We start from the raw sequence: 13062 nt of genomic DNA on the forward strand, positions 1-13062 counted from the left end.
CGCCTTGGGCGGCTCTTCCCCGATTGTTCCTATGACCTCGGGAACATCACGTCTGTTCCTATGACCTCGGGAACATCACGTCGCTGGCCGCGTTGACGAAGGGCGCGGCCATGCTGGCGAACGCCGAAGCTCCTTGTGCGAGCGGCTTGAGGGGGTCGATCGAGGCCGACTTGCCGCTGGGCTTGCCGTGCGGCTTGTGGCCGTCGGCGACGGCGGACGTGCCGCTCGAGAGGGCGGCCACGGCTACGAGGAGGACAACGGAACGCTGAAAGGTACGAGATCGCATGCTTGCCTCAACGACGGGCGTTGCCCCTGGTCACAGGCCTGCCGAAAGTGTGATCTAAGGGGCAGCCACAGGGCGTGAGGTCAACGGCGTACCTGTCGCCATTCCTTCGGTGGACGCGCTCGGCCCTCGGGCACGTTGCGCCGTGTCGCCGCACGAGGTCGCGGATGATCGTGACTCATCCCTCATTCCTCATCCTTGCGCCGGAAGGTGTGTGCCGCCATGGAATTGCGACTGACCGAAGTGGAACTGCCGCCGCTCTACTGCCCGTTGGAAAGCGCCGTTCACCCCCATGTCCGGGACATCGAAAAGCAGGCCGTGGAATGGATCGAAAGCAGCGGCATGTGCGCGTCGGAAAGAGAGAAGGCGGGGACGGTGGCGACGCACAGCGCCGATTTCTTCGCCCGTTTCGCTCCCGTGGCGGACGACGACCGGTTGCTGGCGGCTGTTCTCTGGGTGTACTGGGGATTCGCGTTCGACGACGCGCGGTGCGACAGCGGACCGCTGAGCGGACGTCCCGCTCAGTTCAACGCCCTCGCGGGGTTGGTGCAACGGGCGTGCGAGACCGACTCGGCTGCGGCCGACGACCGGTTCATCGGCGCCTTGCAGGACATCATGCGCCGCTTCCGCTCCTTCGCCCCGCCCACGCAGGTGCACCGGTTCGTGCAGGCGCACCGGGCCTGGCTGTCGGGGGTGGCCTGGCAGATCGGCAACCAGGCGGCGGGCCGCATGCCGGGTCTTGACGAATTTCTCGCGATGCGGCTGCTGGCGGCGGGCGGATTCCCCACGATGGCGCTGCTGGAACTGGCCACCGGGGCCGAGGTGCCCGACCGGGAGCTCCACCACCCGGCGGTGCGCGCGTTGACCGAGATGGCGGCCATGGTGGCCTCCCTCGACAACGACCGGCACTCGCTGAACAAGGAGATGAGCCACAGCCAGGCCGACCAGAACATCTACACCGTGCTCATCGCCGAGCGGGACGTACCGCTGCAGGAAGCGGTCCACCAGGCCAACGCGCTGCGCGACCGTATCCTGCGGCGATTCCTCCAACTGCACGACCGCGTCAGGCCGGCCGCAGGCGCGGATCTCGCCACGTATCTGCAGGGTCTGCGCTACGGGGTGCGCGGCAACAACGAGTGGGGGTTGCGCGTCCCCCGGTATCTCAGCCTCGGCCACTGGCCGACGGCGGCGGAGGACGTGACCATCACGTGGGCCGACGAGCCGTCCGACCTCCGGCCGGGTCCGGTGGAGAACGCGCCCTGCGTCGCCTGGTGGTGGGACCGGGACCTCGGCTGACTCATCGGGGCGCGGCCAGATCCACCGCCCACCAGAGGCCGTCCTCGCCCGCCGCCACACCGACGCCCGCGTCCGCGTACTGGCAGGCGAGGATGATGTCCCGGTGCGGTGGGCTTTCCATCCATCTCTGCACGGCGGCAGCAGCGGTGGAGGGTCCGACGACGAGGACCTCGCCACTGGAGGCGGGCCGGTAGCCGGCGGCGCGCATCCGGTCGGCCGGGCGGCTCCCGTCGTGCCCCCTGTGGGTGAGCCGTTCATGGTGGGCCATGTCGGCGCTGTGCCCTTGCGCGGCCCGGTTGAGTGAGTGCTGCAGCCGGATCGCCGGGCATCCCGCCTCGGCACGGTGCCGGTTGATCTCGTGGGCCATCTCGTCCTGCGGGTCGCCCTCGGCGACGGGGTGGGGCGGCGGTCCGGGATCGCGGGATTCGGCCCGTGCCGACGGCGCGCAGAGCAGCAGCAGCAACAGCAACGCGAGGAAATACATCACGCGGCGCACCATCCCGCCTTTCCGGTCATCATTTTTCCCTTTTCCCTTCCCGCTTTCCCTTTTCCGGTGAGCTTTGAGAAAGTCGGCATCGTCTGGCCCGGCGTCAGTCGCGGAACTACTAGGCTGAAATCGTTCACTCTCCCCGCATTTCCCTTTCTTTCCGTAGGAGGACTCTCATGACGCCCCGTCTTCGTCGTCTCGCTGTCGTGTCGCTCGCCGCTCTCGCCCTGACGGCGGGCGGCGCGGCCACGGCCGCCGCCTCGTCCCTGCCGTCCCAGGCCGTGACCTACCCGGGTCCGGGCGGCTACCCCGTGCCCGACCACGACCACGACTACGACCGCGACGAAGACCCGCTGCGCGTCGGGCCGTTCGACGTCCCGCGCGAGGGCTCCGTCTCGGGCGGTTTCCGGTGGGACCTCAACGACTAGACACATCCCGGCCACGGCGGCCTCCTCCCGGATTGCCGGGAGGAGGCCGTTCGTCTGTGCCCGGCCGGTCTCATCGCTTCAGGGTGGCGGCGCTCGCGACGAGCACGAGGATCACGCAGGCCAGGATCAGCAGGGCGTCCCGGACGAACAGCCCGGTCACGCCGGAGTGTTTGGCGGCCTCGCCCGCGGCCTGGACGGCGTACGTCATGGGCATCACCTGGGCCGCGCCCGACAACGCCCCCTGCATCTGGTCGCGCGGCACGAAGAGGCCGCACACCAAAAACTGCGGCAGCACACCCGCCGGCAGGAACTGCACCGCCTGGAACTCGTTGCGGGCGAAGGCGCTCACCAGGAGCCCCAGAGCCAGACCGAGCAGGGCGCCGAGCATGGCGATGACCATCAACAGGTAGGCGGGGCCCTTGATGTCGAGGCCCAGCGGGCCGACGGACAGGAGGGTGGAGAGTACCGCCTGGGCCAGGGCCAGGAAGGTGAAGGCGAGGCTGTAGCCGAGCACGATGTCCAGCCGCCGTACCGGCATCGTGAGCAGACGCTCGGCGGTGCCGGTGGTGCGTTCGCGCAGCGTGGACACGGATGCCACCAGGTACATCACGATGACCGGGAAGATGCCGAACACCTGGGGTCCCACCCGCTCGAAGGTGGACTCCGAGTCGTGGAACATCAGCTTCAGCAGCACCATCAGCATGCAGGGGATGCCGAGCAGCAGGGCCGTGCTGCCCTTGTCGCGCGAGATCTGCTGCAGGACGCGCAGGGCTGTCGCGCCGGTGATGGTGGGCGAGAAGGGCAGCCGGTCGGCCAGACGGGTGTGGTTCACGAGCGGACGTCCGTGGCGAAGTAGGCCCGCTCCGCCTCGGGTGCCGACGCCTGGTCGAGCAGTCCGGGAACGTCGGTCAACAGGCTCTGTGCGGCGGCTCGTTGCCGCGCGTGCGCCTCGGCCGCGGCGGAAGCCTCCACCAGATGCATGAAGGCCTCTTCCACATCCGCGCATCTGGTGTGCCCGAGGAGCGTGGCCCGGTCCGCGCTGGCGAGCAGCCGGCCGGCCCGCATCAGCAGCAGCCGGTCGCAGCGGTCGGCCTCGTCCATGGCATGGCTGGAGATCAGGAGGGTGGTGCCCTCCGTGGCCAGCCGCTGGAAGACCAGCCACAACTCCCGGCGCACCATGGGGTCGAGTCCGACGGTCGGTTCGTCCATCACCAGCAGGTCGGGCTTGTTCAGGAGCGCCACGGCGAGCGAGACCCGGGAGTACTGCCCTCCCGAGAGGCGGGTGACGAGCTTGTCGGCGTAGTCGGCGAGGTCGACCTCCTTGACCACGCGGACCACCGCGTCCTCGCGGCGCCAGCCCCGCATTCCCAGGGCGGCGGCGAAGTACCGCAGGTTCTCCAGGACGGTCAGGTCCGCGTACACCGAGGGGGCCTGAGTGACATAGCCGACGCGGGTCTTCAGCTGTTGGGCGCCGGCCGCGTGGCCAAGTACCTGGACGTGGCCCGCCGTTGCCTGCTGCACACCCACAACGGAACGCAGCAGTGTCGTCTTCCCGCAGCCGCTGGGGCCCAGCAGGCCGACGACGCAGCCGCGGGGGACGGTGAAGGTGACGTTCGACAGAATCGTCTGGCTGCCACGGGCCACGTGCAGCCCGTAGGCGGAGACGGCCGGAAGATCGCCCGGGAGGTCTGGACTTGGCTCGGTCAGTTGCACAACTTCCCCGCGTTTCTTCACCACGTTCCGTTTCGCGCATCCACGCCACAGCGGGGCAGATGCCACAAAACGGCCACCGCACGGACAACGGCCCACCCGGGCCAAAGTCACGCCCGCGCGCTGCTCCTCTTCCGCGGACGCCGCCGGTCAGGAGTCACTTTCGGCGGACGGAGGCCGGTCAGGAGTCCCTGCGGATCATCGCCCAGGCGATCTCCTGCAGCTGTCGGTAGGCGTCCGCCGTCGGCCGGGCGCACGACAACGCCCGCAGCGCGGCGGCCATCTGGCGGTGTGCCTCCTGCTCGGCCGCCTGCCGCCCACCGGCCTTCTCCACCAGCTCACGCATCAGGGCGATGTCCTGCTCCCCGAGCGGGTGCGGCGAGCCGTACAGGGCCCGCAACTGGTCGGCGGCCGAGTCGGTTCCGGCGAGGGCCGCCGCCACCGGGAGCGACTTCTTGCGCGCCGCCAGGTCCGCCCCCACCGGCTTTCCGCTCCGCGCGGTGCGGCCCCAGATGCCGAGCAGGTCGTCGGCGCACTGGAAGGCGACGCCCAGGCCGCGGCCGAACTCCCGCAGCCCGCGCACCCTTTCGGCGTCGGCGCCCGCGAGGACGCCGCCCAGTGCGCAGGCGCAGCCCATCAGCGATCCGGTCTTGCCCTCGGCCATGGCCAGGTACTGCGCCACGGAAACCTCGGCAGCCTCCTCGAAAGCGACGTCCAGGCTCTGTCCCTCGACCAGTTCGAGCAGGGCCCGTACGAGTTCCTGCACCGCCCCGGCGGCGACAGGGGCGGGTGTCTCGGTGACGGCCCGCATCGCGGCGACAAGGAGGGCGTCACCGGTGAGGACCGCCGAGGGAGTGCCGAACACCGACCACGCGGCCCGCCGGTGACGGCGCAGGGCGTCGCCGTCGATGACGTCGTCGTGGAGCAGGGTGAAGTCGTGCACCAGCTCCACGGCCACCGCGCCCGGCAGCGCGGACGGTGCGTCACCGCCGACCGCCACCGCGGAGAGCAGCGTCAGCGCGGGGCGGACCGACTTGCCCCGGCTCGTCACCGTCGGCAGGGGCGTCCCCTCGGCGTCGCACCACCCGCGGTGGTAGCCGGCCACTCTCCTCTCGGCTTCGGGGAGGGCGGCCACCGCCGCCGTGAGGGCCGGACGAAGCAGGTCGTCGACCCACCCGAGACGTGGGAACACGGCGCCGGGGGCGGGGTCGGTGAGCTGCGACATGCACTACTCCTCAAAGGCGTACGGGAGATGGCGCCGCCACCTGCGGACGCGCCACGTGCGCTCAGTCAATCGGCGGCCTCGGTCGCGAAGCAGCCGCGGCGCTCCGCCCGCCGAAATGATCACTGGGGCGGACCAGCCTTCATACGGTGCACTCAGCCGACGATCGCAACACGCTTCTCCCCGCCGGTGAGTCCGACGTCACAGGGGCCGCGCAGGGCTGGCGGACCGCCCCTGCCCGCGGGGTAGTGTGCCCGGGTGACAACGCATTCGAACACTCCTGCAGGTTGGTATCCGGACCCCCAGGGCGCGCCCCAGCTGCTGCGCTGGTGGGACGGTTCCCAGTGGACCCAGCACACCAACCCGGCCCAGCAGGCCGCCGGTCAGCCCGCGCAGGCCCAGCAGCAGGCTCAGTCGGTCCCGCAGCAGGCCCAGGCGGCTCAGCCGCAGCAGGCCCAGCAGGCGCAGGCCGCCTACGGTCAGCAGCAGGCTCAACACGGCCAGCAGCAAGGGCAGTTCGGCCAGCCGCAGCAGCAGGCCGCGTACGGTCACCCCCAGCAGGCGGCGCCGCAGGCGGACCCGGCCAAGGTGCAGCGTCAGGTCCAGCAGCAGGCGGGTGTCACGCCGACGGCGCAGGGCGGCGGCTCGCTCTTCACCGAGCCGGTCCTGGTCGTGAACCAGAAGGCCAAGCTCATCGAGCTGACGAACGAGTACAGCGTCATGGACCAGGCGGGCAACACGCTCGGCTCGGTCGTCCAGGTCGGTCAGACCACGCTGAAGAAGGTCGCGCGCTTCGTCTCCAGCGTCGACCAGTTCATGACGCACAAGCTGGAGATCCGTGACGCGTACGGCCAGCCGGTGCTCCAGCTGACCCGCCCCCGCAAGTTCATGAAGTCGCGGGTCATCGTCGAGCGCCCCGACGGCCAGCCGATCGGTGAGATCGTCCAGCAGAACATGATCGGGAAGATCAACTTCGCGATCATGGTCAACGGTCAGCAGGCCGGTGCGATCAAGGCCGAGAACTGGCGCGCCTGGAACTTCTCGATCGTCGACCACGCGGACAACGAGGTCGCCCGGATCACGAAGACCTGGGAGGGCCTCGCCAAGACGATGTTCACGACGGCGGACAACTACGTCCTGCAGATCCACTACCAGCTGCCCGAGCCCCTCCTGAGCCTCGTCGTGGCGACGGCCCTGACGGTCGACACGGCACTGAAGCAGGACTCACGCGGCTTCGGGTGAGGTTGTTCCTCGCGGAAACGGGAAATGGCCTCGGCGCCCTGGATCCAGGGCGCCGAGGCCATTCACATGTCAGAGCCTCGCGCCCTCACGGGGCTACGGCAGGTGTGGTGTGGCCGGCTTCCGCCTGGCTCGGGATGGACGGGAGGAAGTCCTCGTCCCGCGGTGAACGGGTCAGGACCACCACCCCGTACGCCGCGATCGCCGCGCCCCCGGCGGCCAGGAAGAGGCCGGCCACGCCTCCCTGCAGCCGCTCGCCGAGCAGGGTCAGACCGATGGCGGCCGCGGCCACCGGGTTGGCCAGGGTGACGACGGCGAGCGGCGCTCCGAGGCCCCCGCGGTAAGCGGTCTGGGACAGGAGCAGGCCGCCCGCGGCGAACGCGGCGACGAGCAGCGCCACGACGATCACCTGCGGGTTGAGCAGCGGGCCCGAGCGGTCCGTCGCGGCGACCGTCACGGTCTGGGTGAGCGCGGACGCGACGCCCGAGGCGAAGCCGGAAGCGGTCGCGTGACGCAGCCCCGGCCGCGTACCCGGACGGGACAGGACACCGATCACGGCCATCGTCGCGCCCGCGACGCCCAGCGCCTCCGTGAGGGTCAGCGTGTCGTCGGGCGCGGGCCCGGAAGCGGTGAGGAGCAGGGCGCCGAGCCCGATGAGCGTGAGCCCCGTGCCGCGCCACTCCAGCGGGGTCACCCGCCGGCCCGCGAGCCGTGCGCCCAGCGGCACCGCGGCGACCAGGGTGAGCGCGCCGAGCGGCTGGACCAGGGTGAGCGGACCGTACTTCAGCGCCGCCACGTGGAGCAGCGCCGCTGAGGCGTTGAGTCCGACGGAGGACCACCAGGGGCCGCTGCCGAGCAGCCGCAGGAAGCCGTTGCCGGTCCCCGTGATGCGGGCGGCGAGACGTTCCTGGGCCACGGCGGCACAGGCGTACGCGGCGGCGGAGACGAGCGAGAGCGCGACGGCGAGGAGTGTGGCGTTCATCGCCGGACCCCCGGGGCGGCCAGTTCACGGGCGGGCGCGTGCCGCCGTACGACGAGTGAGCGCGCGGGGTCCGGCAGCTTGATCACGGCGAGGGCGATGCCGAGCAGCGTGGTCACCACGAGGGCGTCGAGCCAGTAGTGGTTGGCGGTGCCGACGACCACGAGCAGAGTGATCAGCGGATGCAGCAGCCACAGCCACCGCCACCGTGACGAGGTCGCGACGACGAGTCCGACGGCGAGCATCAGCGCCCAGCCGAAGTGCAGGGAGGGCATCGCGGCGAACTGGTTGGCCATCGAGTCGGTCTGCGGGGTGGAGCCGTAGACGGTCGGCCCGTACACCTGCCCGGTGTCCACGAGCCCCGTCGCCTCCAGCAGCCGGGGCGGCGCCAGGGGGAAGGTCAGGTGGAGCACGAGGGCCGCCGCGGTCAGCGCGGCGAGCACCCGGCGGCTCCATACGTAGTGCCGGGGACGGCGCAGGTAGAGCCAGATCAGGAACAGCGCGGTGGCCGGGAAGTGCACGGTCGCGTAGTAGGTGTTCGCGATGTGCACCAGGGTGTCGCTGCTGAGCAGCGCGTCCTGGATCGTGCCCTCGCCCGGCAGGCGCAGCGTGCGTTCGGCGTCCCACACGTGGTGGGCGTTGCGGAAGGCCTCCCCGGTGTGGCCGTTGGCCAGCTGCCTGCCGAATTTGTAGACGAGGAAGAGTCCTACGACGAGGAGGAGCTCGCGGACGAGGGGTGGTCGTGCAGATGTGTCCGGCTCCCGGACGGCTATGTCCGGTTCCCTTTCGGCAGGCTCGGTTCGGGAATCCATCCCCCGGCCCCTTTACGTGACGACTGGGTGGTGCGGGTACTGAGTGGACAAGCGCCTCGCGCAGCCGGGGAACGTCCCACTCATCGATACGCCAGTGTACCGATACGGACTCGTACCGGTACACTGGCGTACCGATAGGGTCGGCACAGGCCACCGCACCGAGGAGAAGAGTCATGACGTCGCCGGACCGGGCAGTAGACGCAAGCACGGCGGACCCTGTGGGCTCGTCGCGCCGTTCCAAGATCACGCCGGAGCGTGAGCAGGAGTTCTACGACGCGGTCCTCGACCAGCTCCGCGAGTGCGGGTACGACGCCGTGACCATGGAGGGCGTCGCGTCGACCACCCGGTGCAGCAAGTCCACGCTCTACCGCCAGTGGAAGACGAAGCCCCAGTTCGTGGCCGCCGCGCTGCGCGCCAACCGCTGTGTGCGGTTCGCGGGCATCGACACCGGCACGCTCGCCGGTGACCTGCGCGAGGCGGCGCGGGCCGCGGGGGAGTGGTCGACCCGGGACAGCATGCTGGTCCAGGCGCTGAGCCACGCGGTCCTGCAGGACGAGGATCTGCGCAGCGCGCTGCGCGAGGCGCTGGTCGAGCCGGAGACGAGGGCGCTCGACGAACTGGTCAAGCGCGGGGTGGCCCGGGGTGAGATCGCCGCGGACCATCCGGCCACGCGGTTCATCACGGCTCAGCTCATGGGCGTGGTCAGGGCCCGGCCCGTCCTGGAGGGCAAGCAGGCGGACGAGGCGTATCTGGCCGACTTCGTGGAGGCGTGCGTGCTGCCCGCGCTGGGCCTGACCCGGCCCACCTGATCGTGGACCGGGGCCCGGTGGATGACGGGCCCCGATCTGCCTGCCGCGCCGCACCGTGGGGACGGGGGTGGCGTGGCCGCTCCTGGCCGGGCGGGCGGAACCCCCGTGGTTCCGCCCGCCCGGCTCCGACGTGCTCGGCCGGAGCCGGCCGACGCGCCGTCAGACTTCCTTGCCGTTGCCGCCTCCGCCGCCCGAAGCGGCCTTGATCCCCTTGGTGATCTCGTCCATGACGGACAGCTTCGGGGACTTGTCGTCGACGTCGATGCCGAAGCGGACGATGACGAGCTGGGACTTCAGGGTGGGGGAGGGAAAGGCCAGCGACTGGACGTACCCGTCGGCGCTCTTCTCGGTGACGGCCTTCCAGCGCACGAGGTAGCCCTTCTGGCCGGCCACGGTGACCGCCTTGGACTCCAGCTCCTTGTGTGAGGTGATCTTGCCGTAGGTCTTGCCGCCGTAGGACTCCTTGGCGTTGACGGAGATGTCGGCCTTGGCGGCCGCCTCCGCCGTCTTCGCGTCGATCTCGAAGCCTTCGGCCAGCCCGGCGTACGCGCCGCCGCGGGTACAGGTCTTGGCGGGCTCCCTGGGGCAGGGGTAGGGGCCCGTGGTCACCGAGGCGCCGCCCTGCTGGCCGGTGGCGCCGCTCCAGCCGTCCGGCACCGGCAGGCTGATGCCGCTGAGGGGGTCGGTGGCGTACCCCTCCTCGCTCGGCGGCGCGGCGGAGGGGCCGCCGCCGGGGGGCTGGGACTGCTCGGGGTCCTGCGGGCCCTGGGGCGCGCCGGGCTTCGAAGGGGCGGAGGACGAAGGGGGCTTGGCGGTGTCGTCGCTGTCCCCGTTGCCGTCGTCGGCGGTCAGGAAGTACACGCCGCCGCCTATCCCGGCCAGCACGACGAGGGCAACGCCCACGGCTATGCCTGTGCGAAGACCGCGCCTCGGGCCGGTTGGCTGTCCCGGGTAGGACGGGTAGGCCGCCGGATAGGCGCCCGGGGCACCCGGCGGGGCGGAGGGCGGATAGGCCGGCGGAGTCGCAGGTCCGGGAGCACCCCACCCACCGGCGGAGCCCACCGCGCGGACCTGGTCCGTCCATACGTTCCCGTCCCACCAGCGTTCGGTACGGGGGCCGTCAGTCGTCTGGCCGGGGTCGGGGTACCAGCCGGGAGGGGTTACCTGGGTCATGGGCGCCAGGGTATGAGCATTCGGTGAAAGTGGGATGAGAGGGGGGGGCTGTACGGAGGTCATGGCTCGGGAGCGGTGCAGGGTCGACGGGGCGGATGCCCGGCCGAACGGGAGGCGGAATCCGCCCGGCAGAGGGGTGAGTTCACCTCCCGTGTCCGTCCACCACCAACCGCACCGGTCCGCCTCCCTCAGTAGCGGGCACCCGCACCCCGGCCCTTCCCGGGGTGATCGACCCCAGCACGCTCGCGTGTCGGGCCCCCGTGCTCTCCGGCACCGTCCCCGGCAGCCCGTGTGCCGTCAGGAAGCCGAGGACCGCGAAGGCGTACGCCTCCTTCGCCGCCGACGGCAGCCCGAGTTCGTCGGAGGTGCGCACCGGCACCTCGCTTCCCGATGCGCCCGCCGATGCGTCGGCCCTCAACTCGGCCCTCAACTCGTCCCGCAGGAAGGCCATCAGCGTCGGGTTGCGGGTGCCGCCACCGGAGGCGATGACCTCGGAGGCGTGCACCGACCTGACGGCGTCGGCGACCGTGCGGGCGGTGAGGCGGGTGAGGGTGGCGACGATGTCCTCCGGGGCGAGGGCCTCGTACCCGGTGAGCGCCGCCCGTAGATAGGGCAGATGGAAGAGCTCCTTGCCGGTGGTCTTCGGGGCCGGGCGCGCGTAGTACGGGTCGGCGAGCAGGACCGCGAGCAGTCCCTCGTCGACCGTGCCGCGTGCGGCCATCTCCCCGTCCACGTCGTACGTGAGCCGCTGCCGCGTCAGTTCGTACACGGCCGCGTCGATGAGCGCGTTCGCCGGGCCCGTGTCGAAGGCGGTGCCGTCCGCAGCGGTGATGTTCGCGATGCCGCCGAGGTTCAGCGCGGCGGGGGCACCGGGCCTGCCGCGCAGCCACATCCGGTCGACGATGCTGACCAGGGGCGCGCCCTGGCCGCCCGCGGCGATGTCGCGGGGGCGGAAGTCGGCGACCACCGGAAGCCCCGTCGCCTCGGCGATCCACGCGGGCTGCCCGATCTGCAGGGCGCCGTGCACCTGGCCGTCCTCCACCCAGTGGTAGACCGTCTGCCCGTGCGATGCCACCAACTCGGCGCGTCCGTCGCACAGTTCACGGTCCGCCTCGGCCGCTGCCGTGGCGAAGGCCCGGCCGACCAGGGTGTCGAGGCGGCAGACCTCCGCCAGCGTCGTGGCGGAGGGCGGCAACGCGGCACCGAGCGCGGACCGCAGCTCCGCGTCGTACCCGCGGGTGATCAGGCCCAGCGGGGAGAGCAGCAGGCGGTCACCGTCGATCGTCAGGTCGGCCGCCGCGGCGTCGATGGCGTCGTACGAAGTCCCCGACATCAGCCCGATCACGCGCACGTGCTGCCCCTTTCGCTCTCCTCACCGATGCCTCCCACCAGTGCGTTTGATCATCGCAGCGACGAAGGGGCGCGCGCACTCGCACGTACGATCCAGTTCAGGCCATAGACGCCGAGGGAGGCGCGACTCGTCCATGTCCGATACGGGATCGCCCGGTCAGCGCCGGGGCACACGACGCACGAACCTCACTCGAACCGACGGAACCTGGAACGGCCTGCTCCTGGAGGTGGCTGCACGGCCACGGCCGGGCCTGCGCCCATGGACCGCCGAAAACCGCCTGCTCCTGACACAAGGGACCACCGGGAGTCCGCTGTTACTTGCCCGGGTGGCCCCTGACCGGCACGGAGTCGACTTCTACCGGACGGGCCGCTACCGCCCCTTCGTCCCACCCCCGCGCGCGCACCTGGCCCGCGCCTACGAGGGCTCCCCGCAACGCTGGTCCCACCACTTCGCGACCGGGCTCACCACAAGCCCCGACAGCCCTTTGCACGACGGACGTTGGGTGCTGTCCGCGGACCCGCGGCTGCTCCGGTGGAGGCGCGCCGGCGTCGCCGACGGGGAGTACTGGGGCTCGCTGGTCGTCGGTGGTGATCCCGCCGGTTACATCGACTGGTTCGTCCACAGCGGCTCGTGGGAGATCTTGCCGATGCGGGCCATGCCGGATACCGGCGACCCGCGGGTCAAGGCGTACCGCAAGCAGGCCAGGGACGGCACTCTGCCGCCCGTACTGCTCTGGTGGGTGAGCGGGCTCGACTGCCATCTCGTCCTGGACGGTCACGCCCGGCTGGCCGCGGCGACCGCCGAATCCGTGGAACCGGCCGTCCTGGAACTGCGACGGACCGCGCCTCAGGACGAGGTGGACTCCGGCACGGAGCGGGCCGTGGCGGCGTACGAGGCCGAGCTGGCGCGGTTCGGCGAACTGCGCGCCACGCAGGGCGCGAAGGTCCCCGACGGCGCCGAGTTCGCGGGGCCCGCCCTCGCCCGCCGCCTCGCCGAACTGCGCACCGCGCCCCGCCCCACCTGGGCCTGGCCGCTCCCGGGCGGCGTCCGGGAGTGGCGCGAAATCGCCGAGGAGCAGGTGGGTGAGGGGGGTTGGGAGTGCGGGTGGTGATGGCCCGGGTCAGCGCAGGGAGAGGACGCAGAAGTCGTTGCCCTCCGGGTCGGCGAGGACCGTCCAGGGGGCGTCGCCCTGGCCCACGTCGGCTCCGGCCAGGTGCCGCCCACGGGCTCGATGTTGGTCACCCGGGGCCTCGCTGGAGAGTATGCACGCGTG

At 71.3% G+C, this 13062-nt stretch carries 14 protein-coding genes and 1 pseudogene; 5 read left to right on the forward strand and 10 right to left on the reverse strand.

Going from position 1 to position 13062, the window contains the following annotated elements; genetic code table 11:
* Positions 1-58: 58 nt before the first annotated feature.
* Positions 59-286, reverse strand: a complete 228-nt coding sequence (locus tag ABXJ52_RS31285; RefSeq protein ID WP_367046586.1) for a hypothetical protein — start codon at positions 284-286, stop codon at positions 59-61.
* 219 nt (positions 287-505) lie between these two features.
* Between ABXJ52_RS31285 and ABXJ52_RS31290 the strand changes: the two genes are divergently transcribed.
* A complete protein-coding gene (locus tag ABXJ52_RS31290; RefSeq protein ID WP_367046588.1) occupies positions 506-1579 on the forward strand; it encodes a hypothetical protein in 1074 nt (357 codons plus the stop codon).
* A gap of 1 nt (position 1580) precedes the next feature.
* Here ABXJ52_RS31290 and ABXJ52_RS31295 read toward each other — a convergent pair whose 3' ends face one another.
* Entirely contained in the window at positions 1581-2063 is a 483-nt protein-coding gene (locus ABXJ52_RS31295) for a CAP domain-containing protein (protein ID WP_367049408.1), read from the reverse strand.
* A 179-nt stretch (positions 2064-2242) separates the two neighbouring features.
* Here ABXJ52_RS31295 and ABXJ52_RS31300 point away from each other — a divergent pair, with 179 nt between their 5' ends.
* Positions 2243-2494 carry a hypothetical protein gene (locus ABXJ52_RS31300; RefSeq protein WP_367046590.1) on the forward strand — a complete coding sequence of 84 codons (252 nt, stop codon included), beginning with the start codon at positions 2243-2245 and terminating at the stop codon, positions 2492-2494.
* Positions 2495-2564: 70 nt separating this feature from the next.
* On the opposite strand, the gene ABXJ52_RS31305 is transcribed toward ABXJ52_RS31300, so the two are convergent.
* From ABXJ52_RS31305 to ABXJ52_RS31315, 3 genes are all read right to left on the reverse strand, one after another.
* A complete protein-coding gene (locus ABXJ52_RS31305; protein WP_367046592.1) occupies positions 2565-3326 on the reverse strand; it encodes an ABC transporter permease in 762 nt (253 codons plus the stop codon).
* On the reverse strand, positions 3323-4138 hold the full coding sequence (locus ABXJ52_RS31310) for an ABC transporter ATP-binding protein (protein WP_367046594.1): 816 nt from the start codon (positions 4136-4138) through the stop codon (positions 3323-3325). Before ABXJ52_RS31310 ends, ABXJ52_RS31305 begins: the two co-directional genes overlap by 4 nt.
* A gap of 247 nt (positions 4139-4385) precedes the next feature.
* Positions 4386-5429 (reverse strand): polyprenyl synthetase family protein, encoded by a 1044-nt coding sequence (locus ABXJ52_RS31315; protein WP_367046596.1) that lies wholly within the window; start codon positions 5427-5429, stop codon positions 4386-4388.
* A gap of 255 nt (positions 5430-5684) precedes the next feature.
* On the opposite strand from ABXJ52_RS31315, the gene ABXJ52_RS31320 reads away from it, so the two are divergent.
* Entirely contained in the window at positions 5685-6668 is a 984-nt protein-coding gene (locus ABXJ52_RS31320) for a phospholipid scramblase-related protein (RefSeq protein ID WP_367046597.1), read from the forward strand.
* Between the two features lie 85 nt (positions 6669-6753).
* Here ABXJ52_RS31320 and ABXJ52_RS31325 read toward each other — a convergent pair whose 3' ends face one another.
* The gene (locus ABXJ52_RS31325) at positions 6754-7647 is read right to left on the reverse strand and encodes a DMT family transporter (protein WP_367046599.1); all 894 of its coding nucleotides are present in this window, start codon (positions 7645-7647) and stop codon (positions 6754-6756) included.
* On the reverse strand, positions 7644-8456 hold the full coding sequence (locus ABXJ52_RS31330) for a phosphatase PAP2 family protein (RefSeq protein ID WP_367046601.1): 813 nt from the start codon (positions 8454-8456) through the stop codon (positions 7644-7646). The genes ABXJ52_RS31325 and ABXJ52_RS31330 overlap by 4 nt, the downstream gene beginning before the upstream one ends.
* A 173-nt stretch (positions 8457-8629) precedes the next feature.
* Between ABXJ52_RS31330 and ABXJ52_RS31335 the strand changes: the two genes are divergently transcribed.
* Positions 8630-9265, forward strand: a complete 636-nt coding sequence (locus ABXJ52_RS31335) for a TetR/AcrR family transcriptional regulator C-terminal ligand-binding domain-containing protein (RefSeq protein WP_367046602.1) — start codon at positions 8630-8632, stop codon at positions 9263-9265.
* A 159-nt stretch (positions 9266-9424) separates the two neighbouring features.
* Here ABXJ52_RS31335 and ABXJ52_RS31340 read toward each other — a convergent pair whose 3' ends face one another.
* A complete protein-coding gene (locus ABXJ52_RS31340; protein ID WP_367046603.1) occupies positions 9425-10438 on the reverse strand; it encodes a DUF2510 domain-containing protein in 1014 nt (337 codons plus the stop codon).
* Between the two features lie 142 nt (positions 10439-10580).
* Positions 10581-11789: an anhydro-N-acetylmuramic acid kinase gene (locus tag ABXJ52_RS31345; RefSeq protein ID WP_367046604.1), complete on the reverse strand. Its 1209-nt coding sequence runs from the start codon at positions 11787-11789 to the stop codon at positions 10581-10583.
* Positions 11790-11922: 133 nt separating this feature from the next.
* Here ABXJ52_RS31345 and ABXJ52_RS31350 point away from each other — a divergent pair, with 133 nt between their 5' ends.
* Complete coding sequence (locus ABXJ52_RS31350; RefSeq protein ID WP_367046606.1) at positions 11923-12900, forward strand: hypothetical protein; 978 nt, start codon at positions 11923-11925, stop codon at positions 12898-12900.
* A 21-nt stretch (positions 12901-12921) separates the two neighbouring features.
* Here the strand turns inward: ABXJ52_RS31350 and ABXJ52_RS31355 are convergent.
* Positions 12922-13053 (reverse strand): annotated as a pseudogene (locus tag ABXJ52_RS31355) (VOC family protein); the annotation flags it as partial.
* Positions 13054-13062 lie beyond the last annotated feature (9 nt).

It is taken from the genome of Streptomyces sp. Je 1-332 (assembly GCF_040730185.1).
Taxonomy (GTDB): domain Bacteria; phylum Actinomycetota; class Actinomycetes; order Streptomycetales; family Streptomycetaceae; genus Streptomyces.